Source organism: Bradyrhizobium sp. AZCC 1588, assembly GCF_036924735.1.
Taxonomy (GTDB): Bacteria; Pseudomonadota; Alphaproteobacteria; order Rhizobiales; family Xanthobacteraceae; genus Bradyrhizobium.
Genome location: NZ_JAZHSC010000001.1, coordinates 4,160,137 through 4,185,673 on the forward strand (window position 1 = coordinate 4,160,137; position 25,537 = coordinate 4,185,673).

At 63.5% G+C, this 25,537-nt stretch carries 25 protein-coding genes; 17 read left to right on the forward strand and 8 right to left on the reverse strand.

The window, feature by feature from the left end; translation table 11 throughout:
- The first annotated feature begins 1 nt into the window (after window position 1).
- The 12 genes from V1277_RS19505 (at window position 2) to V1277_RS19560 (ending at window position 11,013) form a co-directional block, all read left to right on the forward strand.
- Window positions 2–757, forward strand: coding sequence for a metal ABC transporter ATP-binding protein (locus V1277_RS19505; RefSeq protein ID WP_028350500.1), 756 nt, complete (start codon window positions 2–4; stop codon window positions 755–757).
- On the forward strand, window positions 757–1,626 hold the full coding sequence (locus tag V1277_RS19510; protein WP_213289001.1) for a metal ABC transporter permease: 870 nt from the start codon (window positions 757–759) through the stop codon (window positions 1,624–1,626). Before V1277_RS19505 ends, V1277_RS19510 begins: the two co-directional genes overlap by 1 nt.
- A gap of 2 nt (window positions 1,627–1,628) precedes the next feature.
- Entirely contained in the window at window positions 1,629–2,498 is an 870-nt protein-coding gene (locus tag V1277_RS19515; protein ID WP_334417704.1) for a metal ABC transporter substrate-binding protein, read from the forward strand.
- 54 nt (window positions 2,499–2,552) lie between these two features.
- Window positions 2,553–3,611 carry a CobW family GTP-binding protein gene (locus V1277_RS19520; RefSeq protein WP_334370347.1) on the forward strand — a complete coding sequence of 353 codons (1,059 nt, stop codon included), beginning with the start codon at window positions 2,553–2,555 and terminating at the stop codon, window positions 3,609–3,611.
- A 10-nt stretch (window positions 3,612–3,621) separates the two neighbouring features.
- Window positions 3,622–4,734: a WD40 repeat domain-containing protein gene (locus V1277_RS19525; RefSeq protein ID WP_334417705.1), complete on the forward strand. Its 1,113-nt coding sequence runs from the start codon at window positions 3,622–3,624 to the stop codon at window positions 4,732–4,734.
- 128 nt (window positions 4,735–4,862) lie between these two features.
- Window positions 4,863–5,174, forward strand: coding sequence for a hypothetical protein (locus V1277_RS19530; RefSeq protein ID WP_334370345.1), 312 nt, complete (start codon window positions 4,863–4,865; stop codon window positions 5,172–5,174).
- A 232-nt stretch (window positions 5,175–5,406) separates the two neighbouring features.
- Window positions 5,407–6,348 (forward strand): dioxygenase family protein, encoded by a 942-nt coding sequence (locus V1277_RS19535; RefSeq protein ID WP_334417706.1) that lies wholly within the window; start codon window positions 5,407–5,409, stop codon window positions 6,346–6,348.
- Window positions 6,349–6,430: 82 nt separating this feature from the next.
- Window positions 6,431–7,675 carry an amino acid ABC transporter substrate-binding protein gene (locus V1277_RS19540; RefSeq protein WP_334417707.1) on the forward strand — a complete coding sequence of 415 codons (1,245 nt, stop codon included), beginning with the start codon at window positions 6,431–6,433 and terminating at the stop codon, window positions 7,673–7,675.
- 51 nt (window positions 7,676–7,726) lie between these two features.
- On the forward strand, window positions 7,727–8,593 hold the full coding sequence (locus V1277_RS19545; protein WP_249734431.1) for a branched-chain amino acid ABC transporter permease: 867 nt from the start codon (window positions 7,727–7,729) through the stop codon (window positions 8,591–8,593).
- Window positions 8,590–9,555: a branched-chain amino acid ABC transporter permease gene (locus V1277_RS19550; RefSeq protein WP_057841532.1), complete on the forward strand. Its 966-nt coding sequence runs from the start codon at window positions 8,590–8,592 to the stop codon at window positions 9,553–9,555. Before V1277_RS19545 ends, V1277_RS19550 begins: the two co-directional genes overlap by 4 nt.
- Window positions 9,552–10,286 carry an ABC transporter ATP-binding protein gene (locus tag V1277_RS19555; RefSeq protein ID WP_334417708.1) on the forward strand — a complete coding sequence of 245 codons (735 nt, stop codon included), beginning with the start codon at window positions 9,552–9,554 and terminating at the stop codon, window positions 10,284–10,286. The genes V1277_RS19550 and V1277_RS19555 overlap by 4 nt, the downstream gene beginning before the upstream one ends.
- Window positions 10,276–11,013, forward strand: coding sequence for an ABC transporter ATP-binding protein (locus V1277_RS19560; RefSeq protein ID WP_334417709.1), 738 nt, complete (start codon window positions 10,276–10,278; stop codon window positions 11,011–11,013). The genes V1277_RS19555 and V1277_RS19560 overlap by 11 nt, the downstream gene beginning before the upstream one ends.
- A 109-nt stretch (window positions 11,014–11,122) precedes the next feature.
- Here V1277_RS19560 and V1277_RS19565 read toward each other — a convergent pair whose 3' ends face one another.
- From V1277_RS19565 to V1277_RS19590, 6 genes are all read right to left on the reverse strand, one after another.
- Window positions 11,123–11,350 carry a hypothetical protein gene (locus V1277_RS19565; protein ID WP_334417710.1) on the reverse strand — a complete coding sequence of 76 codons (228 nt, stop codon included), beginning with the start codon at window positions 11,348–11,350 and terminating at the stop codon, window positions 11,123–11,125.
- 217 nt (window positions 11,351–11,567) lie between these two features.
- A complete protein-coding gene (locus V1277_RS19570) occupies window positions 11,568–12,998 on the reverse strand; it encodes a homospermidine synthase (RefSeq protein ID WP_334417711.1) in 1,431 nt (476 codons plus the stop codon).
- Window positions 12,999–13,039: 41 nt separating this feature from the next.
- Entirely contained in the window at window positions 13,040–13,429 is a 390-nt protein-coding gene (locus tag V1277_RS19575) for a RidA family protein (RefSeq protein WP_334417712.1), read from the reverse strand.
- Between the two features lie 174 nt (window positions 13,430–13,603).
- Complete coding sequence (locus V1277_RS19580; RefSeq protein ID WP_334417713.1) at window positions 13,604–14,209, reverse strand: GNAT family N-acetyltransferase; 606 nt, start codon at window positions 14,207–14,209, stop codon at window positions 13,604–13,606.
- Window positions 14,210–14,331: 122 nt separating this feature from the next.
- Window positions 14,332–15,474 carry a type III PLP-dependent enzyme gene (locus tag V1277_RS19585; RefSeq protein WP_213288903.1) on the reverse strand — a complete coding sequence of 381 codons (1,143 nt, stop codon included), beginning with the start codon at window positions 15,472–15,474 and terminating at the stop codon, window positions 14,332–14,334.
- Window positions 15,475–16,120: 646 nt separating this feature from the next.
- Window positions 16,121–16,390 carry a hypothetical protein gene (locus V1277_RS19590; RefSeq protein WP_334370336.1) on the reverse strand — a complete coding sequence of 90 codons (270 nt, stop codon included), beginning with the start codon at window positions 16,388–16,390 and terminating at the stop codon, window positions 16,121–16,123.
- A 174-nt stretch (window positions 16,391–16,564) separates the two neighbouring features.
- On the opposite strand from V1277_RS19590, the gene V1277_RS19595 reads away from it, so the two are divergent.
- The 4 genes from V1277_RS19595 (at window position 16,565) to V1277_RS19610 (ending at window position 21,246) form a co-directional block, all read left to right on the forward strand.
- Complete coding sequence (locus V1277_RS19595; RefSeq protein WP_334417714.1) at window positions 16,565–18,655, forward strand: M3 family metallopeptidase; 2,091 nt, start codon at window positions 16,565–16,567, stop codon at window positions 18,653–18,655.
- A gap of 134 nt (window positions 18,656–18,789) precedes the next feature.
- A complete protein-coding gene (locus V1277_RS19600) occupies window positions 18,790–19,446 on the forward strand; it encodes a DUF1007 family protein (RefSeq protein ID WP_334417715.1) in 657 nt (218 codons plus the stop codon).
- A 38-nt stretch (window positions 19,447–19,484) separates the two neighbouring features.
- Window positions 19,485–20,537, forward strand: coding sequence for a nickel/cobalt transporter (locus tag V1277_RS19605; protein ID WP_442894502.1), 1,053 nt, complete (start codon window positions 19,485–19,487; stop codon window positions 20,535–20,537).
- Between the two features lie 271 nt (window positions 20,538–20,808).
- On the forward strand, window positions 20,809–21,246 hold the full coding sequence (locus V1277_RS19610; protein ID WP_334417717.1) for an acyl-CoA thioesterase: 438 nt from the start codon (window positions 20,809–20,811) through the stop codon (window positions 21,244–21,246).
- Window positions 21,247–21,469: 223 nt separating this feature from the next.
- Here V1277_RS19610 and V1277_RS19615 read toward each other — a convergent pair whose 3' ends face one another.
- Window positions 21,470–23,410 (reverse strand): hypothetical protein, encoded by a 1,941-nt coding sequence (locus tag V1277_RS19615; protein WP_334417718.1) that lies wholly within the window; start codon window positions 23,408–23,410, stop codon window positions 21,470–21,472.
- 500 nt (window positions 23,411–23,910) lie between these two features.
- Entirely contained in the window at window positions 23,911–24,309 is a 399-nt protein-coding gene (locus tag V1277_RS19620; protein ID WP_334370329.1) for an MAPEG family protein, read from the reverse strand.
- A gap of 101 nt (window positions 24,310–24,410) precedes the next feature.
- Between V1277_RS19620 and hemH the strand changes: the two genes are divergently transcribed.
- Window positions 24,411–25,445 carry a ferrochelatase gene (gene hemH / locus V1277_RS19625; protein WP_334417719.1) on the forward strand — a complete coding sequence of 345 codons (1,035 nt, stop codon included), beginning with the start codon at window positions 24,411–24,413 and terminating at the stop codon, window positions 25,443–25,445.
- Window positions 25,446–25,537: the final 92 nt, after the last annotated feature.

Sequence of the window (25,537 nt, forward strand, 5' to 3'; positions counted from 1 at the left end):
CATGACCGCGCAGATCAAATTCCGTAACGTCACGCTCGGCTACGACCGGCATCCGGCGGTGCATCACCTCAACGGCGAGGTCGCGCCGGGCGCGCTGATGGCGGTTATCGGGCCGAACGGCGCCGGCAAGTCGACGCTGTTCCGGGGGGTGGCCGGCATCCTCAAGCCGCTGTCCGGCGCGATTGGGCTCGGCGGTCTCGATAGCAGGGACATCGCTTATCTGCCACAGAGCGTCGACATCGACCGCAGCTTTCCGATCTCGGTGTTCGATTTCGTCGGCAGCGGCCTGTGGCGTTCGACGGGCCCGTTCGGCGGCATCGGCAAGGCCGCGCGCGAGAAGATCCTGGCGGCGCTCGCCGCGGTCGGGCTCAACGGTTTCGAAAACCGCGCGATCGGCACGCTGTCCGGCGGGCAGATGCAGCGCATGCTGTTTGCGCGGGTGCTGCTGCAGGATTCGCGCCTCATCGTTTTGGATGAGCCGTTCAACGCCATCGACGCCAAAACCTCGGCGGACCTGATCGCGCTGGTCAGGCGCTGGCATGGCGAGGGGCGCACCGTGCTGGCGGCGCTGCACGATCTGGAGATGGTGCGAAGCCACTTCCCGGAAACCCTGCTGCTGGCGCGCGGGCCGGTTGCGTGGGGGCCGACCGCCGAAGTGCTGACACCGGAAAATCTGCTCGTGGCGATGAAGATGTGCGAAGCCTTCGACGACAGTGCCGCAGCTTGCGCCGCCGATATGCCATCACGGGCGGCCTGATGCTGTACGACGCGCTGTTCGCGCCCTTCATCGAATTCGAGTTCATGCGCCGCGCGCTCGCCGCCGTGATTGCGCTTGCGCTCGGTGCCGCGCCGATCGGCGTGTTCCTGATGCTGCGGCGGATGAGCCTGGTCGGCGACGCCATGGCGCACGCGATCCTGCCGGGCGCTGCGATCGGCTTCCTGGTCTCGGGGCTGAACCTGTTCGCGATGACGACGGGCGGATTGATCGCGGGCTTTACCGTCGCGCTGCTCGCCGGCCTCGTCGCGCGCAACACCGAGCTGAAGGAAGACGCCTCGCTCGCGACGTTCTATCTGGTGTCGCTCGCGCTCGGCGTCACCATCGTTTCCATCAAGGGCACCAATATCGACCTGCTGCACGTGCTGTTCGGCAACATCCTCGCGATGGACGACCAGACGCTATTGGTGATCGCCTTCAACGCCACGATTACACTCCTGGTGATGGCGGTGATCTACCGTCCCCTCGTGATCGAATGCGTCGATCCGGTGTTCCTGCGCACCGTCTCTCGCGCCGGCGCGCCCGCGCATCTGGCGTTCCTGGCGCTGGTCGTCATCAACCTGGTCAACGGCTTTCACGCGCTCGGCACGCTTCTCGGCGTTGGCCTGATGATCCTGCCCGCCGGCATCGCCCGGTTCTGGTCGCGCGACATCACCGGCATGATCTGCATCGCGGTCGCGAGCGCGATTGTCTCGGGCTATGCCGGGCTGGTGCTGTCGTTCCAGACCAAAATTCCTTCAGGCCCCGCGGTCATCCTGATCGCGGCGGTGCTGTATGTCGCATCGCTGTTGTTCGGCCCTGTCAGCGGTTTGGTCCGGCAGATGTTTCCCGGCCGTCATCTCGAGGCGTAGTCATGATCCGGTACTGGCTTATCGCTCTCGCCATGCTCGCGGCCGGCGGCCCGGCCCGCGCCGAGGACCGCCTCAACGTCGTTGCGAGCTTCTCGATCATCGGCGATTTCGTCCGCCAGGTCGGCGGCGATCGCGTCGAGGTCACGACGCTGGTCGGGCCCGACGGCGATGCGCATGTTTATGTGCCGGCGCCGTCGGACGCCAAGCGGGTTGCGGGTGCAAGGCTTGTGTTCGTCAATGGTCTTGGGTTCGAGGGCTGGTTGTCACGGCTCGTCAAATCCGCCGGCGGAAAGGCGACCGTCGTAACCGCGACTACCGGCATTACGCCGCTCAAGCTCGGCTCGGTAGCCGATCCTCATGCCTGGCAATCGGTTGCCAACGCCAAGATCTACGTGGCCAATATCCGCGACGCGCTGGTGGCCGCCGATTCCGCCAGTGCCGAAACCTTCAAGTCCAACGCCAGCGCCTATCTGGCGCAACTCGACGCATTGGACCGCGAGGTGCGCGAGACGGTCGCCAAAATTCCGGAAGGCCGCCGCAAGGTGATCTCGACCCACGGCGCGTTCGGTTATTTCGCCGCCGCCTACGGCATCGAATTCATTGCGCCGGTCGGCGTATCGACCGAATCCGAGGCCAGTGCCCGCGATGTCGCAAAGATCATCACCCAGATCAGGGCGACCAAAATACCGGCAGTTTTTCTCGAAAATATCAGCGATCCCCGCCTGATGGGCCGGATATCGGCCGAGACCGGCGCCAGGGTCGGCGGAACGCTCTATTCCGACAGCCTGACCGGCGAAAAGGGCGATTCTCCCACTTACATTGCGATGGTCAGGCACAATATAAAGGCCCTGACCAGCGCGCTGAGCCCATAGGGCAGGGGCCTCCCTGCTGCCGGTGCGTAAAGCCATTTCCGCTCCGGAGCCATTATGTCTGAACTTTCGTCCCAAAAAATTCCAGTGACCGTGCTGACGGGTTATCTCGGCGCCGGCAAGACCACGCTGCTCAACCGCATCCTGTCGGAAAACCACGGCAAGAAATACGCCGTCATTGTCAACGAATTCGGCGAGATCGGCATCGACAACGACCTCATCATCGGCGCCGATGAGGAAGTGTTCGAGATGAACAATGGCTGCATCTGCTGCACCGTGCGCGGCGACCTCGTCCGCATCATGGACGGCCTCATGAAGCGCAAGGGCAAGTTCGACGCCATCATCGTCGAGACCACGGGGCTGGCCGATCCGGCGCCGGTGGCGCAGACCTTTTTTGTCGACGAAGACGTGCAGAAGAACGCGCGGCTCGACGCGGTCGTCACCGTAGCCGACGCCAAATGGCTGAGCGATCGTCTCAAGGACGCGCCGGAAGCCAAGAACCAGATCGCGTTCGCCGACGTCATCGTGTTGAACAAGACCGACCTCGTCTCCAAACCGGAATTGGCCGAAGTCGAGGCCCGAATTCGCGGCATCAACCCATATGCAAAGCTGCACCGCGCCGAGCGATGCAAGGTCGCGCTATCGGACGTGCTGGAGCGCGGCGCGTTCGATCTCGATCGCATTCTTGAGATCGAGCCGGAATTCCTCGACGCCGGCGACGATCATCACCACCACGATCATGATCACCATCATGATCATGACCATCATCACAACGATCACAGCCACAGCCATGGCGGATTGAAGCACTATCACGACGAGGAAATGCAATCGCTGTCGCTGCGGTCGGACAAGCCGCTCGACCCGACCAAATTCATGCCGTGGCTGCAAAACCTTGTCGCCACAGAGGGCCAGAAGATCCTGCGCTCGAAAGGCATCCTCTCGTTCACCGACGACGACGATCGTTATGTGTTCCAGGGTGTGCACATGATGCTGGAAGGCGATCATCAGCGTCAATGGAAGGAAGGCGAGCCGCGCGAAAGCCGCGTCGTCTTTATCGGCCGCGAGTTGCCGGAAAAGACGATCCGCGAAGGTTTCGAAAGCTGCATTGTTGCGTGAGACGGAAATCATGTCTTCCGAACAGCTCACCATTGCATCACTGACCGACCGCGTGAAATCCGTCGCGGTCGGTGCTCCCGCCTCCGCCGTGCATTTCCTCGGCGAGCGCGCTGCCTTCGTGTGTGCCGAGGAAAAAGTCGCAATCGCCGATGCCACCGGCGAAATCTCCCATGTGGTCGTGCACGTCGGCGCCATCCTCTGCACCGCGTCCGATGGCAAGCGCGTCGTCACCGGTGGCGACGACGGCAAGCTCGTTGCGTTGAACGCAAAGGGTGAGACGTCGGTGCTCGCGACCGATGCAAAGCGGCGCTGGATCGACAATGTCGCGCTGCATCCCGATGGCGCGTTTGCCTGGTCGGCTGGCAAGACGGCGTTCGTCCGCAGCAGCAAGGGCGAGGAGAAGACTTTTGATGCGCCGTCGACCGTGGGCGGCCTCGCCTTCGCGCCAAAAGGCCTGCGCGTGGCGGTCGCCCATTACAACGGCGTGACGCTGTGGTTTCCCAACATGGCGGCGAAGCCGGAATTTTTGGAATGGGCCGGCTCGCACCTCGCCGTCACCTTCAGCCCCGACAACAAATTCCTGGTCACCGCCATGCATGAGCCGGCGCTGCATGGCTGGCGGCTCGCCGATATCAGGCACATGCGGATGAGCGGCTATCCCGGCCGCGTCCGCTCGATGTCGTGGAGCGCGGGCGGCAAGGGGCTCGCCACGTCGGGTGCGGACAGCGTGATCATCTGGCCGTTCGCCAGCAAGGACGGTCCGATGGGCAAGGAGCCCGCGATGTTGGCGCCGCTGCAGGCGCGCGTTTCCATGGTGGCCTGTCATCCGAAGCAGGACATCATGGCCGCGTTCGCCAGCAAGGACGGTCCGATGGGCAAGGAGCCCGCGATGCTGGCACCGCTGCAGGCGCGCGTTTCCATGGTGGCCTGTCACCCGAAGCAGGACATCATGGCTGCAGGCTATAGTGACGGCACCGTGCTGATCGTGCGGCTCGAGGACGGCGCGGAAATTCTGGTGCGCCGCAACGGCAGCGAGCCGGTTTCGGCGCTGGCCTGGAACGCGAAGGGCACGCTGCTGGCCTTCGGCACCGAGGACGGCGACGCCGGGATGCTGGAATTCTAGGCCCTCGGACAGGTACCAAGCAGGTTCCCCGCGGAACTATGCGCCTTGCCGGCCGTTGAGCCCACGAACCATTTCGTGGGTCGAACGATATGCCTGCCGATGCTCGTCAGCGCAAATACCGAAGGGAAATGCTTGGCGCGTCCACGCTGATCGCGGTCGGGCTAATCATTTCGGCGCTGTCGCTGAGCGAGATCGTGGCGCGCGATTCCCAGCACGTCGCGCAGGCGACACCGCCAACGCAATCGACGCCAGACGCGGAAACGAAACCGCCCGCGCCGCCTGCGCCGTCCGAACCGGGCACGACCGGGCAAAGGCCATCAGACGTTCCGCCGCAGCCGGCCCGTCCCGACCCGGAAGCGCAGAAGTCGGGCGCTCAGCCCGCGCTGCCGCCGGCGCCGGCGGAGAAGACTGCACCGCCGATACGCGAAAAGGAAAAATGATCCCACTGCCGTTGCGCCAATTGTGCAATCGCAAAATCGTGGGCTGAAGCCCGCCGCGCTCGTTCGATGCGCAAATGTGTGGGCCATGTGACCCTGTTCGCCCGTATCAATTCGTAGGAGAGGGCGCAGGCCTCGCCTTCGAACGCCTTGTGTTGATCCCCGACAAGCGGTTAGGCTTGCTGCAAAACAGCCGGCAGGGTCGAATAACAGCCGGCAGCTCAGGGAGTGATGCATGCGTGAGTTAACGCCGGAAACGATCACGGACGCCGTGCTCGACCAGATGGCGACGACGCCTGACCCTCGTCTGAAGGAGATCATGGCGTCGGCGGTAAAACATCTCCATGCCTTCGCCCGCGAGGTCAACCTGACGCCCGCGGAATGGATCAAGGGCATCGAATTCATGACTGCCGCCGGCAAGATGTGTTCGCCCGAACGGCAGGAATTCATCCTGCTATCCGATACGCTCGGCCTCTCGGCGCTCGTCAACGGACTGCACGACGCAACCGCGCTCGAGGAAGCCACCCACACCAGCCTGCTTGGCCCGTTCTACCGCGAGGCCACGCCGACGCTTGCAGCCGGCAGTTCGATCGCCAAGAACCCGAATCCCGGCAGCGAGTGCGTGTTGTATGGCCGCGTCACAGATGCTGCGGGCAAACCGGTCGCGGGCGCCACCGTCTCGATCTGGCAGACCGGCGCTGATGGCCTCTATGACATCCAGGCCAGCGCGACCTCGGTCGACTACCGCGGTGTGTTCGCCACCGATGCCGATGGCCTCTATGTGCTGCGCACTGTCAAGCCGCTCGGCTATTCGATCCCGATGGATGGCCCGGTCGGCGCGATGGTGAAGGCGCAGGCGCGGCATGGCATGCGGCCGGCGCATATTCACTTCCTGGTCGGCGCAGTCGGCTATCGTGAGCTGGTCACGGCGCTCTATCTGCGTGACGATCCCCATCTGGCCGATGATGTCGTGTTCGGCTCGTCCGGCGATCTTGCCGTCGACGTGGTGGCCAATGATCCGGGCTGCCCGATCAAGGGCATGCCGAGCATCCGCTTCGACATGCGGTTGTCGCGCGAAAGCGCCGCTGACAAGACCAGCGGGCGCGTCGGCGCCGATCCGTCCGCGATCATGAAACAAGCCAAAAGCGAACCGGCTCCGGCGGGTGCCGGCGGCTAGCCCGAGACTGACACGATCCACTTCACCGCAGCCGGGCGAAGATCCGGCGGACGCAGAAATACAACGACATAAGGGGGAAGCGATGAAACGCAGAACATTCCTGGGCGGCGCAATGGCCGTCGCGGTGGTAGGGCACGGGTCGAGCGCTCTTGCCCAGCAGCCGCCGATCAAGATCGGCATGTCGATGCCGCAGACTGGCGGCCTCGCCGGCGGCGGCAAGGCGTCGCTGCTCGGCATCGAGATCTGGCGCGACGATATCAATGCCAAGGGTGGGCTGCTCGGCCGCAAGGTCGAACTGGTCGTCTATGACGACAAGTCGAGCGCATCGGAGACGCCCGCGATCTACGCCAAGCTGGTCGACGTCGACAAGGTCGACCTGCTGTTCGCGCCCTATGCAACGGTACCGACCGCGCCGATCATGCCGTTCGTCAAGCAGCGCGGCCTCTTGTTGATGGGGAATTTCTCGTTCCAGGTGAACAGCAAGGTCGGCCACGACATGTGGTTCAACAATGCACCCTGGGGGCCGGCCGATAGCTGGGCGGCTTCGTTCCTCGACCTGGCGCAAAAGGCCGGCGGCAAGAACATGGCGCTATTGACGGCGGATCAGGAATTCGCGCAGAACCTCGCGCTCACCGCGCGGGACGTCGCCAAGAAGCGCAACATCCCGATTGTCTTCGATCAGACCTATCCGCCGAACACGGTAGAATTTTCGTCCATCATTCGCGCGCTGAAAGCGGCCAAGCCCGACATCGTCTATGTCGCGTCCTATCCGCCGGATTCGGCCGGAATCCTGCGCGCCGTGAACGAGATCGGGATCGGCGACAGCGTCAAGATTTTCGGCGGCGGCATGGTCGGCCTGCAATTTGCCGCTGTGATGTCGAACCTCGGCTCGCTGCTCAACGGCGTCGTGAACTACAATACCTGGCTGCCGGAAAAGAGCATGTATTTCGACGGCACCAAGGAATTTTTCGACAAATACACCAAGCGCGCCGTCGAGGCCAAGGTCGATCCGCTCGGCTACTATCTGGCGCCGTTCGGCTATGCGATGGGCCAGATGATCGAGGCGGCGGTCGGCGCGACCAAGTCGCTCGACCAGAAGGGCATCGCGAAATATCTGCGCGAGAACGAGCACAAGACCATTGTCGGCCCGATCGCTTTTTCGGCCGATGGCGAGCGCAAGGAAACGGCGACGCTGCAGGCCCAGTTCCGCGGTGTGAAGGACAAGGATATCGAACAGTTCCGCTCCTCCGGCAAGCAGGTGATTCTATTTCCTGATAAATTGAAAACCGGAGAGCTCATCAGTCCCTTCGAGGCTGCCCGAAACTAGGCCTCGTGGCTTTTCCGGCTCAGGGCCAAGGGGGGACTTGAATTGTATTCGATGGACCTGCTGCTTGGGGCAGTAGTGCTTGGCGTGCTGCTCGGCTGTTTCTATGCAGCCGTCAGCGTCGGCTTGTCCGTTTCGTTCGGCTTGCTCGACGTTCCCCACGTCGCGCATCCGGCGTTCCTGGTGCTGGCGTCCTATGGCGTGTACCAGCTCAACGAGAGCTACGACATCGACCCGCTGCTGGCGGGCCTCGCCATCACGCCGCTGTTCTTCCTGTTCGGCCTGCTGGCCTACCGCATCTACTACGAAACCTTCGAGCGGCGCGGCAGCGACGCGGCCGTCCGCGGCATTGCGTTCTTCTTCGGCATCGCCTTCATCATCGAGGTGTTGATCATCCTGCAATTCGGCGTCGACCAGCGCTCGGTTTCCGCGACCTATATCGGCAAGTCGTGGCGGTTCGGCGAGTTTCGGATACCGATCCGGCAACTGGTGGCGTTCGCGGTGGCGCTGGCGCTGACGGTGCTGCTTGCCGTGTATCTGTCGAAGACCTTCATGGGCCGCGCGATCCGCGCGGTCGCGCAGGACGAGGAGGCGCTGCGGCTGATGGGCGCCAATCCGGTCCGCATCAAGCAATTTGCCTTCGGCATCGCCACCGCCGTGCTTGGCATCGCCGGCGCGCTGCTGATCATCGTGGCGCCGGTCGAGCCGACGCTGGATCGCGCCTATATCGGGCGGACCTTCTGCGTCGTCGTCATGGCCGGGCTCGGCAGCATCAGCGGCACGCTGATCGCCGCCATCATCCTCGGCGTCGCCGAATCCATCGTGCTGACGTTGTTCGGGGCCTCCTGGGCGCCGGCGATCTCGTTCGCAATGCTGCTCGGCGTGCTCGCCGTCCGGCCGCAAGGTCTGCTCGGCCGATGAACAAGCGCAGCCACAGCATCGCATTCTGGGCCGCCGTCGCCGTCTTCCTGGTCGCCGTGCTGTCGATGACGCAGATCGTCCGCAACGAATATCCGTTTTTTGCCGGCTACGTCATCCTGCAGTTCATCGCGCTTGCGGTTGCCTGGAGCATCCTCGGCGGCTATGCCGGCTACGTCAATTTCGGCACCAACGCCTTTTTCGGCGTCGGCGTCTACACGGCGGTAGCCCTGTTCAAGGCGACAGGCGCGCCGCTCGTGGTGCAGATCGCAGCCGCCGCCGTCGTCGGCATGACGCTCGGCTTTGGCGTTGGCCTCCTCACTTTGCGGATGCGCGGCATCTTCTTCTCGATCGCGACGATTGCGCTGGCGATCATCATCGAGACCTTTGTGATGAACTGGCGGTTCGTCGGTGGCGCGGCCGGCATCCAGATCCAGCGGCCGCCGGTGATGGCGCCGTTCGACAGCTATGTGAAGATGCTGTTTTTCGTGCAGGCCGTCCTGGTCGTCATCGCAATCGCGATCGCGCGCTACGTTCAGAATTCCCGGATCGGCCGCGGCCTGCAGGCGCTCAGGGACGACGAGCTCGCGGCCGAATGCACCGGCGTGCCGACGCTGAAGTTGAAGCTGATCGCCTGCATGATCTCAGGCGCACTGATCTCCGCGGCCGGTGCGCCCGCCGCCATGTACCTGCAATATGCCGATCCATCCTCGGCGTTCAACCTGAGCTACTCGGTCTCGGCGCTGGCGATGGCGCTGATCGGCGGTACCGCGCACTGGATCGGCCCGGTGTTAGGGGCCATCCTGCTCGGCTCGACGCAGCAGCTTCTCGCCGTAACCATCTCCTCGGAGGTCAACGTGCTGGTGCTCGGCATCATGCTGGTGCTGTTCGTGGTCGGCGCGCCAAAGGGCATCATTGGGCTGTTGCGGCCGCGCTACCGTCTGCGCGCGGGAGGCAAGCAATGAATACAGCAGCCCTCGACGCACCTCTGCTGCAGGTGGGGACTCTGACAAAGACCTTCGGCGGCTTCACCGCGCTCGACAATATCAGCGTCGATATCCGAAAGGGCGAACGGTTCGGCCTGATCGGCCCGAACGGCTCGGGCAAGACCACGCTGATCAACTGCATCTCCGGGGCGTTGAAGCCGCAGGTCGGAAGCGTGGTGTTCTGCGGCGAGGACATCACGCAATTGCCGCCGCACTTACGCGCGCGCCGTGGCATCGCCCGCAGCTTCCAGATTCCGCGGCCGTTCAGGAGCATGACGGTGCTGGAAAACCTCATGGTCGGGCTCGACTTCGCTGCCGCGGGTTCAGCCGCGGCGGAGGAAGAAATCCCGATGTCGATCCTGACGCGGATGGGGCTGGCCTCGAAAGCCGGCGCCGCGAGCGATACGCTGAGCCAGGTGGAGCTGCGCAAGATGGAGCTCGCCCGCGCGATGGCCGTGCGTCCGAAGCTTTTGATTTCGGACGAGGCGATGGCCGGGCTGTCGTCTTCCGAAGTCGATGAGGTGCTGGATCTGCTGATCAGCCTTGGCGAGGAAGACATCACCATCATCATGATCGAGCACATCATGCAGGCGGTGATGCGCTTTTCGGAGCGGGTGATGTGTCTCGACGCGGGAAAAATCATCGCGCTCGGCGCACCCAGCGAGGTGATGGCCAACAAGCGGGTGCAGGAGGCCTATCTTGGCACTTAGCCTTGCCATCGAAGGCCTCGATGCCGGCTACGGGGCCGTCAAGGCGCTGCGCGGCGTCACGCTGCATGTCGAGGCCGGCGAGACCGTGGCCTTGCTCGGCACCAACGGCAACGGCAAGAGCACGCTGATGAAGTGCGTCATGGGCTTGGTGCGTCCGGATAGCGGCCGGCTTGCGCTGTCGATTGACGGCGTAGCGCATGACCTGACAAAGCTCTCGCCCGAGGCGATCGTCGATCTCGGCGTGGCGCTGGTGCCGGAGGGGCGGCGGCTGTTTCCCAAGCTGACGGTGACGGAAAACCTGATGCTCGGCGCGTTCAGGAGAATGGCCCGCAGCGCCATCCAGCAGAATCTCACACTCGTCTTCGACACCTTTCCGGTGCTGAAGGAGCGGCGCAGCCAACTCGCCGGCACCATGTCCGGCGGACAGCAGCAGATGCTGGCGATTGCGCGCGCGCTGATGTCGTCGCCGCGGCTGCTCTTGATCGATGAGCCGTCTGTCGGGCTGTCGCCGCTATTGGTGTCGCAGACCATTGCGAAGATCGGCGAGCTCAAGCAGCGCGTCGGCCTGACGGTGCTGATGGCGGAGCAGAATTTCAACCAGGCGATCCGGATCGCCGACCGCGGCTACATCATCGTTCACGGCGAGATCGCGGTGGCTGCGCAGTCGGTCGATGAATTGAAGGCCAACGATATCGTCAAGCGGCTCTATCTCGGCGGCGTCGCGTAGAGCCTTTCGGTTCTGATTGAATCAGAACCGGGCTCTAGATTCTTGTTTGACGCATTTTCTTGACGCGAACCGGTGTCCACTTCGCTTGAAAACGCTCTGAGCCATGCGACTATTGTGCGCCCCTGAGCGTGCAGGCGGTCGAGCAGGTCGTCACCACGCCGCGCTCGCAGGCGATGCACACCGCGACGCACTGCTTCTTGTCCTTGGGATTGTACTGGCTGAAAAGCTTGCGGGCGCAATTGTCGATCGAGCCCGTGACGTCAGCATTGCTGCCGCTGTCGGGCGTGCACGACGCCAGCGCCGCCGCTGATAGCACGATGGCAATGATGCTGCGCATGTTGCTCGCTCCATCGAAGGGAGCCGCCGCTCAAAAACCCGGGCGACGGCCCAGGGCCCTCGCAGAAATTTACCCTTCAGGATGGCGCGATTGGATTAATCGACTGTTACACGGCACCGGATTCCGGTGCGTAGTTCTACGCCGGTCGAGGCCGTGGAAGAACAATGTGCGCTGCAGCGGGGGAGCTGCAGCGCGCCTGTGTTGCTGTGTTGCGGTGTTACCGCACCAGCACGTTCCTGAACTGCCAGGGATCCGACGTGTCGATATCCTCCGGGAACAGGCCGGGCCGGTCCGACAGCGGCGTCCAGTCGGTGTAAAATCCCTTCACCGGGCCGAGATACGGCATCTGGATTTCCAGGCAGCGGCGGAAATCCATATCGTCGGCCTCGACGATGCCGGCCTCGGGGTTTTCCAGCGCCCACACCATGCCGGCCAGCACGGCCGAGGACACCTGCAGGCCGGTGGCGTTCTGGTAGGGCGCGATGCGGCGGGTTTCCTCGATCGAGAGCTGCGAGCCGTACCAATAGGCGTTCTTGCCGTGGCCGTAGACCAGCACGCCGAGCTCGTCGATGCCGTCCTCGATCTCGTTCTCGTCGAGGATGTGCCACTTTGGCTGCATCTTGCCGGTTGCGCCGAACATCTCGTGCAGCGACAGCACAGCGTCATTCGCCGGGTGGTAGGCGTAATGGCAGGTCGGGCGGTAGACCACCTTCGTCCCATCGCGCACCGTGAAATAATCCGCGATCGAGATCGACTCGTTATGGGTGACGAGGAAGCCGTACTGCGCGCCTGGCGTCGGGCACCAGGAGCGGACGCGCGTGTTGGCACCGGGCTGCAACAGATAGATCGCCGCGCCACAGCCCTCGGTGTGCTGCCGGCCGTTGTCCGGCATCCATTTCTCATGCGTGCCCCAGCCGAGCTCGGCCGGCTGCATGCCTTCGGAGACGAAGCCTTCGACCGACCAGGTGTTGACGAACATGTTCATCAGCTTCGGCTTCTTGGAACGCTGCGTGTCGCGCTCGGCAATGTGGATGCCCTTGACGCCGAGTTTTTGCGCGAGCTGGCCCCAGCCTTCGCGGCTCTTCGGCTCATTGACCTCAACGCCGGTGTCGCGGGCGATGTCGAGCAGCGCCTGCTTGACGAACCAGGACACCATGCCGGGATTGGCGCCGCAGGTGGAGACGGCGGTGGTGCCGCCCGGGCTCTTGTGCTTGGCCGCCAGCAGCGTCTCGCGCAGCGCATAATTGGAGCGCCTCTCGGGGCCGATCGCCTTGTCGAAATAGAACCCGTGCCACGGCTCCACGACGGTATCGATGTAGAGCGCGCCGATCTCGCGGCACAGCGTCATGATGTCGACGGACGAGGTATCGACCGACAGGTTGACGCAAAAGCCCTGGCCGCCGCCGGCGGTCAGTAGCGGCACCAAGACCTCGCGGTAATTGTCGCGGGTCACCGCCTGCTTGATGAAGCGCACGCCGTGCTGCTTGGCCAGTTCGCCATCCTCATGCGGGTCGATGATGACGAAACGCGACTTGTCATAATCGAAGTGGCGTTCGATCAGGGGCAGCGTGCCCTTGCCGATCGAGCCGAAGCCGATCATGACGATCGGGCCGGAAATTTTCGCATGGATTGGCGCGGACGGGCTCATAAGTGGGTCTCCGGAAAAATTACGATGTGTCTTGAAGGGGATTAGGCGGTGCGGCGCTTCGCCGTCACTTCGATCTCGATCTTCATCTCGGGCTTGTAGAGGCCAGCGACTACCAGCAGGGTTGTGGCCGGACGGATCTCGCCGAAGACTTCGCCGCAGACCGCAAAGAAGGCGTCCGCATCGGCAATGTCGGTGATGTAGTAGGTCGCGCGGACGATGTCGGCCATCGCAAAGCCGCCTTCCTTGAGCGCCGCCTCGATGTTGCCAAAGCAGTTGCGGGCCTGGCTCGCGATATCGGCCGGAATGACCATGGTCTTGTAGTCGTAGCCGGTGGTGCCGGCGACGAAGGCGAAATCGCCGTCGATGACGGCGCGGCTGTAGCCGGCGGTCTTCTCGAACGGCGAGCCGGTGGAAATCAGGCGGCGGGGCATCGGAACCTCGATCTTGGGAACGATCCTGGGAATGATCCGGCGGCGGGATGGGCGCGGTTTAAGGGCTTTTCCCCGGCGCGCGCAACCCCTGGCGACGTCACCGGGAATGCCGGGTGAAGTCGGAGGCCGGCGGCGCGCCGGCGCTCCAGCGACGCACGAGAATGTCCCTGACGATCAGGCCACGCGCGGCAGGAGCAAGGTCTTCGCCTTCCTGGCCCGCACTGCCTTTGTTTGCGGCAAGCGTGCACCGGTCGGAACGATCATGCCGCAGGCGCCGTCAAGCGCGCCTTCGCAAAACTCCAGGCCGAGCAGGCGGTCGCGCTCGAAGGCGCCTGGCAGCGACAGCTCGCCGGTCTTCGCGGCCGAGAAGCCGAAGCGGGCGTAGTAGGGCGCATCGCCGAGCAGGACTACCGCGCGATGGCCACGCGCCTTCGCCGCCGCGAGCGCGTGGTCCATCAGCGCAGCCCCGACCCCGAGCTGGCGAGAGGATGCCTCCACCGCCAGCGGGCCGAGCATGAGCGCCGGGATGCCCCCGGCGCTGACGTGCCACAACCGCAACGTACCGACCAGCCGGCCCTGGCTCACGGCCGAAAGGCTGAGGCCTTCGGCGGGCGCGCGTCCGTCGCGCAGGCGCTGGCAGGCGCGCATATGGCGGTTGTCGCCAAAGCAGGCATCCAGCAGCGCTTCGCGCGCGGCGACGTCCGACGCTCGCTCCGCACGGATCGCGAACGGAGTGGCTTTCGGGGTGAGGGCGACAGTGGTCTTCCGCAAGGCAGTCATGGCACGTCAGTCCCCGCTCGCAACGGCGATCAAGCCGCGCAAAGCGTTGTCATTGATTGGCAATGTCAGGGGAGGGAGCCGGCGCACCGGCTCTCGTTATTCAAGCCTCAAAAAGAGGCAGCTCAGATGTGGTAGGTCCTGAGCGGCGGGATGCCGTTGAACGCCACCGACGAGTAAGTCGACGTGTAGGCCCCGGTGCCTTCGATCAACAGCTTGTCGCCAATCTCGAGCGTCACCGGAAGCGGGTACGGCATCTTCTCGTACAGCACGTCGGCGCTATCGCAGGTGGGGCCTGCGAGCACGCACGGCGTCATCTCCGCGCCGTCATGCGGCGTGCGGATGGCGTAGCGGATCGACTCGTCCATCGTCTCGGCGAGACCGCCGAACTTGCCGATGTCGAGATACACCCAGCGCACCTCGTCCTCGTCGCTCTTCCTGGAGATCAGGACGACTTCGGTCTCGATGATGCCGGCGTTGCCGACCATGCCGCGGCCCGGCTCGATGATGGTCTCCGGGATCTGGTTGCCGAAGTGCTTGCGCAGCGCACGGAAGATCGACCGGCCATACTGCACGACCGGAGGAACGTCCTTGAGGTACTTGGTCGGGAAACCGCCGCCCATGTTGACCATGGACAGGTTGATCCCGCGCTCCGCGCAGTCCCGGAACACCGTCGAGGCCATCGCCAGCGCGCGGTCCCACGCCTTCACCTTGCGCTGCTGCGAGCCGACATGGAACGAGATGCCGACCGGCTCCAGCCCCAGGCGCTTGGCGAGGTCGAGCACCTCGACCGCCATCTCCGGGTCGCAGCCGAACTTCCGCGACAGCGGCCATTCGGCGCCGGCGCAGTCATAGAGGATGCGGCAGAACACTTTTGCGCCGGGAGCGGCGCGCGCGATCTTCTCGACTTCGGCGGCGCAGTCGACCGCGAACAGGCGAATGCCGAGCGCGAAGGCGCGCGCGATGTCGCGCTCCTTCTTGATCGTGTTGCCATAGGAGATGCGGTCCGGCGTCGCACCGGCAGCCATCGCCATTTCGATTTCGGCAACGGTTGCGGTGTCGAAGCAGGAGCCCATGGAGGCGAGCAGCGACAGCACTTCGGGGGCCGGATTGGCCTTCACCGCGTAGAACACGCGACTGTCGGGCAGCGCCTTGGCAAAGGTCTGGTAATTGTCGCGCACGACCTCGAGGTCGACGACGAGGCACGGCTCGGTGTCCTGGCCCTCGCTGCGGCGGTTACGCAGGAATTCCTGAATACGTTCGGTCATAGCACCCTCCAAACGGCCCAGCGACGGGTCCCGTTCAAATTTGATCTCGGACGTGAGTGCTTTGGCGTTGCCGCACGATGGAGACGCGACGAAGCCTCGAACTCAAGAACCGAATTGTGCTGCCGTGGATTGGTTGGGAATTTTCCCGCCCGCTCACCTGGCAATGAAGGACAAGCCTTTTCAGTAGCCCGCGCCGGCGGTGGAATGCCGGTAGAGACCAAAAAAGCCCGATCCGTCGTTGCTTTAAGTCGCGTCCCCCGTTGAGAGCGGGGTGCGCCGGTTCGCCTCCGGCTGCCAGTCACGGTTGCAAAAGATGGAGAGACCTTCAACGGCATCTCTTGAGAGAGATGCTGGCCACTCGAACAGGAGCGACCCTCGGTTCTTCATCCCTTGGCGGCTGTCCGGCCTCTTGTCCGGATACCTACCGACTGACACACGACCACAGGCACGTGCGAAATTGGGCAAGGCTGGAAATAAGACTTTTGATTCTGCTGCGCAAGAATTTTTTTAGGCTGGGGACAAATTTCCCCGACGTGTGCTTACGAAAGCGTTCGCAGCGCGCACGGCTCACGACAAACATGAATGGAAGTTAAGATTTTCTCAGGCAGGCGATGAACGCTTTAGCGCCTGTGCCGCAGCGCTTTCTTCAAGCGCGCCTGACGCGCTTGAAGAACGGCTCGATGCGCTGCGCGCCGCGGATAAACGCCACCATGATCATCACGCCGATGCCGAACAGCACCGCCTGGAGGATGTGCGCGCTGGTGTCGTCGAGGCCGAACAGGATCGCGAGCGCCCAGCCGCCGGCAAACGCCGCGCCGAACACTTCCGCGCCGATAAGGATCGCCGCCGAAATGACGGTGATGACGCTCGGCCAGACGATCTGGCGGGAGGATGTGGAGGCGGGCTGTGGGCTCATGAAAAAGGTCCTGTTCTGGGGGCGCAATCTCTCCGAAAAGGCCCTCGCTATCAAGCGCAAAAGGCCCAAAAATGCCGCATCGCGTGCTATAGATTGCCGCATCTTCTGGAGCGTTTTCGAGCGAAATCGGTACCGGTTTCAGCCCAAGAAAACGAGGCAAAAACGGGAATTGTGATGTCAGAAACCCTGCAGACGGCGGCCCCTTCGGAAGCTGGCGAAAACCCGCTGCTCCGGCCGTGGCAGACGCCGTTCGAGACACCGCCCTTCAGCGAGATCCAGCCGGAACACTTCCTGCCCGCCTTCGCGCAGGCCTTTGCCGATCACGCCGCCGAGATCGCGGCGATCACCCACGATCCCTCGGTGCCGGACTTCGCCAACACCATCACGGCGCTGGAGCGCTCGGGCAAGCTGCTCGCGAAGGTCTCTGCCGTGTTCTACGACCTGGTCTCGGCGCACTCCAATCCGGCGATCCTGGAGATCGACACGGAAGTCTCCTTGCGGATGGCGCGGCACTGGAACCCGATCATGATGAACGCGGTGATGTTCGGGCGCATAGCGCTGCTGCACGAGAACCGCGCCACGCTCGGCCTGAGCGGCGAACAGATGCGGCTCCTGGAGCGCACCTACACCAACTTCTACCGCGCCGGCGCCGGCCTCGACGAGGTCGCCAAGAAGCGCCGGGCCGAGATCAACGAGCGGCTGGCCCAGCTCGGCACCTCGTTCAGCCATCATCTGCTCGGCGACGAGCAGGACTGGTTCATGGAGCTCGGCGATGACGACCGTGACGGCCTTCCCGAGGCCTTCGTCGCCGCGGCCAAGGCCGCCGCTGAAGAGCGCGGCATGGCGGGCAAGGCGATTGTGACGTTGTCGCGCTCCTCGGTCGAGCCGTTCCTGAAGAGCTCATCCCGCCGCGACTTGCGCGAGAAGGTCTTCAAGGCCTTCACTGCGCGGGGCGACAATGGCAACGCCAACGACAACAACGCCACCATCGTCGAGATCCTTGCGCTCCGCGAGGAGGCCGCCAGGATCATGGGCTTTCCGACCTACGCCGCCTACCGGCTGGAGGATTCCATGGCCAAGACGCCGGAGGCGGTGCGCAGCCTGCTGGAGCGGGTCTGGAAGCCGGCCCGGGAGCAGGCGCTCGCCGACCGCGACGCGCTGCAGGGGCTGATCGCGGAGGAGGGCGGCAACTTCGCGCTCGCCCCGTGGGATTGGCGCTACTACGCCGAAAAGCTGCGGCAGCGGCGGGCCGATTTCGACGACGCGGCGATAAAGCCCTATCTGGTGCTCGACCACATGATCGAGGCCGCCTTCGACTGCGCCACCCGCCTGTTCGGGATCACCTTCTCCGAGCGCAAGGACATTCCGGTCTGGCATCCGGACGTCCGGGTCTGGGAGGTCAAGGACGCCGCCGGCAAGCACAAGGCGCTGTTCTATGGCGATTATTTCGCCAGGCCCTCAAAGCGCTCCGGCGCCTGGATGACCTCGCTGCGCGACCAGCAGAAGCTCGACGTCGACGTCGCCCCGCTGATCATCAATGTCTGCAATTTCGCCAAGGGCGCGGACGGCCAGCCGTCGCTGCTGTCGCCGGACGATGCGCGCACCCTGTTCCACGAATTCGGCCACGGCCTGCACGGCATGCTGTCCAATGTGACCTATCCCTCGCTGTCGGGGACATCCGTGTTCACCGATTTCGTCGAGCTGCCCTCGCAGCTCTACGAGCATTGGCAGGAGCAGCCGCAGGTGCTGCGGCAGTTCGCCAAGCACTACCAGACCGGCGAGCCGCTGCCGGACGACCTGCTGCAGCGCTTCCTCGCCGCGCGAAAATTCAACCAGGGCTTTGCCACCGTGGAGTTCGTCTCCTCGGCGCTGGTCGATCTCGAATTCCATACCCAGCCAGCCGCCGCCAGCCGCGACGTGGCGGCGTTCGAAAAGGCGGAGCTGGAGAAGATCGGCATGCCCGCCGAAATCGCGCTACGGCACCGGCCGACCCAATTCGGCCACATCTTCTCCGGCGATCATTACGCATCGGGCTACTACAGCTACATGTGGTCGGAAGTGATGGACGCCGACGCCTTCGGCGCGTTCGAGGAGGCCGGCGACATCTTCGATCCCGCGGTGGCAAAACGCCTGCACGACGACATCTATTCGTCGGGCGGCTCGCGCGACCCCGAGGACGCCTATATCGCCTTCCGCGGCCGCGAGCCGGAGGCCGACGCGTTGTTGCGCCGGCGCGGCCTGCTCGAAGCAACGCCGGCGGCCTGATTGGCCGGCGCCGCTTCCACGAGTCGTCCCTGCCTTGTGCGCAATTGCGCACTTGGCGCAGGGACCTATAACCTCTGGTATTCGTTGTGAAGGAACAGCCTTTGTCACACTGTCAAACAGAGACGACACGGCGTATGGCTCCCCGCTTTCGCGGGGACAACGTGTTGCGTGTACTGTTCGGCTTGATCGTCGCGTTGTCGTTCGGCACAGCCGCGGCCGAGGCCCATCCCCATGTCTGGATCACCGCCAGGAGCGAGGTGGTCTACGCGCCCGACGGGGTGATGACGGGTGTGCGTCACGCCTGGACGTTCGATGACATGTTCTCGACCTACGCGCTGCAGGGCGTCGCGACCAAGACCAAGGGCGTCTATACCCGCGAGGAACTGGCGCCGCTGGCACAGACCAACGTCGAGTCGCTGAAGGACTTCGCCTATTTCACCTTCGCCAAGGCCGACGGCAAGAAGGCGAAATTCGAGGAGCCGGTCGACTATTACCTCGAATACAAGGACAGCGCGCTGACGCTGCATTTCGTGCTGCCGCTGAAGGCGCCGGCGACCTCGAAGCAGTTGGCGCTGGAAGTATTCGATCCCTCCTACTTCATCGACTTCAAGTTCGAAGACAAGGATCCGGTCAAGCTGATCGGCGCGCCCGCCGCCTGCCAGATGCAATTCCAGCGGCCGAACGACGAGACCGCCAACACCCAGCGCCTGAACGAGCAGAATTTCTTGAACGGCGACAATTCCAATTATGGCGCGATGTTCGCCAACAAGATCATGGTGAACTGCCCATGAGGCGGATGCTCCCCACGAGCCTCGCGCGAGGGATCGCAATGACGGCCGCGGCGATCGCGGCCGTTGCGATTTTCGATGCTGCCTTGCATGCGCTGATGGCGCAGAATCCGTTCGGTGGTCCACGTCCCGCGGCCGAGCCGCAGGTCGGCGGCGTGATCGGATGGATTTTGGCCAAGCAATCCGAATTCTACCGCGAAATGTCCGCTACCATCCGCGCGGCGAAATCGGACGGCAGCGCAGTCTGGACGCTGCTTGGAATCTCCTTTGCTTACGGCATTTTTCATGCCGCCGGCCCCGGCCACGGCAAAGCGGTGATCTCGTCCTATCTCGTCGCCAATGAGGAAACCGCGCGGCGCGGCATCGTGTTGTCGTTCGCCTCGGCGTTCCTGCAGGCGTTGGTGGCGGTCGCGATCGTGGCCGTCTTCGCCTGGCTGCTCTCTTCCACCGCCAAGACGATGTGCTCTGCGGAGAAGGCGATCGAGATCGTCAGCTACGCGCTGATCGCGGCGCTGGGCGCCCGGCTGGTCTGGACCAAGGGCGGCGGTTTTATGCGCGCGCTGCAGGCGAAGCCGGAGCTGGCGATGGCATCGGCCGCGGCTCATCATCACGATCATGATCACGGCCATGCCCATCACCATCATCATGATCACGGCGATCATCACGGCCATGGTCATGACCACGGCCATGCCCATGTTCATGATGAGCATTGCGGCCATTCGCACGGGCCGACACCGGACCAACTCGCCGGTCCCGGCGGCTGGCGGCGCGGCCTCGGGACGATCTTTGCCGTCGGCATGCGGCCCTGCTCGGGCGCCATCCTGGTGCTGGTATTCTCGCTGGCGCAGGGCCTGTTCCTGGCCGGCATCGCCGCGACCTTCGTGATGGGCCTCGGGACCGCGATCACGGTCGCCGCCATCGCCGTGATCGCCGTATCGGCGAAGGGCCTGGCAAAGCGGTTGAGCGCAGGGCGCGAGGGCGGCGGCGCGCTGATCATGCGCGGCATCGAATTCGGCGCCGCCGGCCTGGTGCTGCTGTTCGGCCTCGGCCTGTTGTTCGGCTACCTCGCCGCCGAACGCGCGACGTGTCTCTGATCCACGCTACGAACTGTCGTCCCTGCGAACGCGCAGGGGCCCATAACCACAGGACTAAGTTGGTGGACGAAAGCCGTCGAACAGGGTCTCTCAAAACTTGCGGCACGGCGTACGGGTCCCTGCGCCGAGTGCGCGATTGCGCACGGAGGCAGGGACGACAATCTACCGCGCTAGATTCCGCAACTCTATTTCGGTAACGCAAGTTGCCCGGCTTTATGAAATTGGTTCGCTGCGCTATGCAGGCGGCAGAACACGTAAAGCCGGGGATCCCATGTCACGCGAGCAATTCTGGTTCTTCCACCCGTTCCGGGTGCGCTACTCCGAGATCGACGGCCAGGGCGTCGTCTTCAACGCGCATTACCTGACCTATTTCGACACCACCATCACGGAATATTTCCGCGCGCTCGGCTATGATCAATATGCCGATGCGAGGCAATCCGGCGTCGATTTTCACGTCGTCAAATCCGTCATTGAGTACAAGGCGCCAGTCCGCTTCGACTGGGAGCTCGAGGTCGGCGCGCGCGTGGCGCGGATCGGCAATTCGAGCATGACCTTCGAGCTTGCGATTTTCCTCAAAGGCGGCGGCGATGCGCTGGTGACCGGCGAGATCGTCTGGGTGAACACCGATCAGCAGACCCATCGTCCCGTCCCGATAGCAAAGCCGATCCGCGACCTGATCGCGACGCGGGAGAAGCATCTCGCGGCGTGAGATGTGCGTTGCGGGAGCGCGAAACTATCTTCGTTGCGAGCCAACGGGTCGGCGCAAAGCGCCGGCCAATGACAGGCTCCGCGAAGCAATCCATCCATCCGCGGGCGAGGGACAATGGATTGCTTCGCTGCGCTCGCAATGACATGGAGGGGCCGCGGCGCGAAGTCATAGGGTGGGCAAAGGAGCGTAAGCGACGTGCCCACCCTGAACCCAAGATGTCCCGTCATCCGGAACGAGCGACGGTTCGGGGCATCAGGAGGAAAGCCGCGAGGTAGAGCAGGCCCGTCACGATCAGGAGATTGTTGTATCCGGTAATCAGCGCTGCATATTCCAGGCAACCGCCGACGATCGCTCCCAGCAGGTTGATTGCAAATGCGGACTGCGCGTCCGACGAACTCTGGAAGCGCTTCGAGAAGGCTACGTTCGCCAGATAGATCGGCAGGAATGCCAGTAGGGTCGCAGCCAGCAGCCTGGGCGCGAAGGGGAGAGGCAGCAGCCACTCGGGACGGATGACCCAGGCCAAGGCCAGAGATGCGGCGACCCCGGCGTAGACTACGGGCAGTGATGGCGTCCGGAACTTCCGCGTCGTCTCCACCGCAGCGAGCACGATGACTAGGACGCCGGCGAAGACCAGCGCGTTGACGAACCACGTGGTGCCGAAAAGGAGCGCAAAGGTCGCCACGTTCTTGGTCTCCAGCAGCAGGAACGCCGCCCCCATGAAGAACAGGTCGGCATAGGGGCGCATGTCCCGCAGCGGCCCCCCCAGCGTGCGTACGGCGACGAGGGACGTCAGGAGAACAGCGAGTAGCGTAATCGTATAGAGCGGAGGGAAAGAGCCGCCCTTGAAATAGAGAAACGGCGTATTGTCGGTTGCCGGAGAAACCACGCCATCGCGCGAATCCGGGGTCCAGGTCGTTTCGCAGCGCTGGTCCGCGGCTGTCATCCCGATCGTGATGACCGCTTGCGCATGGACGAATGTGTCGACGCATGGAGCGTGCCCGAATGCCGTGGCGGCAGTTCCGGCCAGCCTGTCGATGAGCCAGCGCTCGCGGTAGTAATTATACATGGCGAAGGCGCCGTGGGGTTTCAGGTGCTCGCGTACGGACGCCAGCGCTTCCTGCGTGAACAGGAATGACTCGAGCCGGATCTGCGAGGCCCCGCTGACCAGTGTCAGCGAGTCGGGCAGCGCGAAGAGAACAAGGTCGTACTTGCGGTCCGTGCTTTCGAGAAATGCCCGTCCGTCATTCGTGTGCATCTTCACCCGCTTGTCGGCGTATGGCCGGTCGGGGTTCTGCTCCATGCCGATCTTGAGAATTCGCGGGTCGATGTCGACTGCATCGACATGGCGGGCCTGCTTGCTCAGGGCGATCGCCACGTCGGACCCGGACCCTGCTCCGATGATCAGAACGTCATCGAGGGGATTTCCGGGCAGCCGAAGATAGGGCGTCCTGTAAATTTCTTCACCCTGCTCCAACTTCCACTTCGCGGGGGCCATCACCTGGTGGGGCACTCCGTTGACGCCGATGTCGAGCAGCTTCGAGCCCGCCACGTCGACTTCCCTGGTAGTGACCTTGTAGTAGGGAGACCAGCTTACGCCGGGAGCCAGCGTCTCCAGCAACAGCTTGCCGACCAGCATCAGCGCCCACGCGCACGTCACAATCCGGCGGGACGGGCTGGCCAACGCCAGATAGAGGATGAACGCGATGAAACCCCAAGCCGCCGACGGCGCATGCAGAAAGCTCAGAGCCGTGAACGCGGATATCCCGAGAAGCGATCCGATCAGATCGTAGCGGTATGCCGTCAGGGGAGGCAGTTTGCCGAAACAGCGACCCACGACTTCGGCTGGCCCCGCCATGATGACTGCCACCATCGCGAAAATGATCGGCAGTGCGAGCCAAGCGGGCGGGCCGCTGGTTTCGAGCGCGGTGAAATAGATTAGGTCGGACCCGGCCCGTTCGATCGTGACGGGGAACCAGAGCGCGCCCACGACGAGAATGCTCAGCAGCGGCATCGATGCCGACCATATGGACCAGCTTTTCCTGCTGATGAGGAAGCCCGCGCCGATACCGAGGAACGAACCCAGGAGCACGAAATTCGAAAAATACGACAGGTGTATGACGTTCGCGCCGAGCCATCGGATCAACGCCAGCTCGAGGAAGAGCATAAGGCAGCTTGCCAGCAACAGTCGAACGACCGTGCGTCCCGACCTGCTTGCCTCGGCCGTGACGTGTTGCGGAGCGTCGTCAGCCGGCGAAATGGAGCCTGCTAGGCTCGGATCAGCAACTCTAAGCAAACTTCACCCCCTCTGTTCGCCGCGGAAGCGGCAATGGCTCTCTCGCGCGAAATCCGCAAACGGAAAGCTCAGTCTTGGCACCGTTTCTCAGGTGGCGGGCTAATGTACCGGATGACGCTCTAAGGGAATCTTAATGCGATACAACTAAAAAGCGATCAGCCAATCCTGCCGCTGTATCAAAGGGTGCTAAGGCGCGCGCCTAAAACTGATCCTGCACGCGGCGATAAACCGGGCGCGCCGCTATCTCCGGGTCATTGCGAGAAGCGAAGCGACGAAGCAATCCATAGCGCCGCTTGCCGAGACATGGATTGCTTCGTCGCTTGCGCTCCTCGCAATGACGATGAGAGACCAGTATGACCCCCAATGTCACACTACGCCGGCAGATACGCCTTGATCGCCGGCATGAAGAAGATCGCGATGTTGATTGCGAACCCCAGCGTCCAGAGGATCGAGCGCAGCGTTGGGCGGTTGCCGAGATAGGTGAAGACATAGGCGATCCGCACGATCACGAACAGAATCGCGAGTTCGTCGATCAGGCGCTGTGGCCCGAGCCGAAATTCCGCCAGCAGCACGGCGACTGCGAAGAACGGAAAGGCCTCGATGCCGTTCTGATGCGCGCCAAGTGCACGGGCGCGGATCGGGTCCTGGTAGAAGGCGGGGTCGCGCGGCTTGGCATTGTCGAAACGGCCGTAGGCGGCCCATTTGACCGATGCGATCGTCAGCAAATACAGCATCAGCGTTCCGAAAACACACCACTCGGCGATCGTCATGGTTCCTCCCCGCGCACGCGCGCCCAGCCGCCAGTTGGGAAGCGTAGCGAACCGGCGGTTATCTTGACAAGGATGGTGCAACGCGCGAAGCCATCGAAATCATGACCGCGGTCGTTCCCCCCAGAAATGCAGCGGCGCCGGCAGCCCTGGAGCAACGCATCGGCGTGCTGCTGGTCAATCTGGGTACGCCCGACACCGCCGATGCCCAGGGGGTGCGGGTCTATCTGAAGGAATTCCTCTCCGACCCGCGCGTGATCGAGGATCAGGGCCTCGTCTGGAAAGCGATTCTCAACGGCATCATCCTGCGGGTGCGTCCGGCCAGAAAGGCGCGCGACTACCAGAAGATCTGGAACGCCGAGAGAGGCGAATCCCCGCTCAAGACCATCACGCGGTCGCAGGCCGAAAAGCTCGCGGCGGCGATCGCCGATCGCGAGCACGTCGTGGTCGATTGGGCGATGCGCTACGGCAACCCGTCGATCCGCTCGCGCATCGATGCCTTGGCTGCGCAAGGCTGCGATCGCCTGCTGGTGGTGCCGCTCTATCCGCAATATTCCGCGGCGACCTCGGCGACGGTCTGCGACGAGGTGTTTCGCGCGCTCGCCGACATGCGCGCGCAGCCGACGCTGCGGGTGAGCCCGCCTTACTACGACAATCCCGATTACATCGAAGCGCTCGCCGTCTCGATGTCAGAACACCTGGCGGCCCTGCCATTCCAGCCCGAACTGATCGTGGCGTCGTTCCACGGCATGCCGCAGAAATATGTCGACAAGGGCGATCCCTATTACGCGCAGTGCATCGCAACGACAGAAAGCTTGCGCAAGCGGTTGGGCCTTGATGCCTCCAAGCTGGTCCTGACATTTCAATCGCGCTTCGGCAGCGACGAGTGGCTGCAGCCCTACACCGACAAGACCATCGAAAAATTGGCGAAAGACGGCGTGAAACGCGTTGTGGTGGTGACGCCCGGCTTCTCCGCCGATTGCCTGGAGACGCTGGAGGAGATCGCGCAGGAAAACGCCGAGATTTTCAAGCACAACGGCGGCGAGCAATTTTCCGCAATTCCCTGCCTGAACGACAGCGAGCCCGGCATGGACGTGATCCGCCAACTCGTTTTGCGCGAGCTTCAAGGCTGGATTTAACCACCTCAACAACCAACTCGCCGTTCGGAGCCCACGAACATCTGGTGGCCCGCAAACGATTCCCTAGCTATATAACCGTAAACTGAGAATAG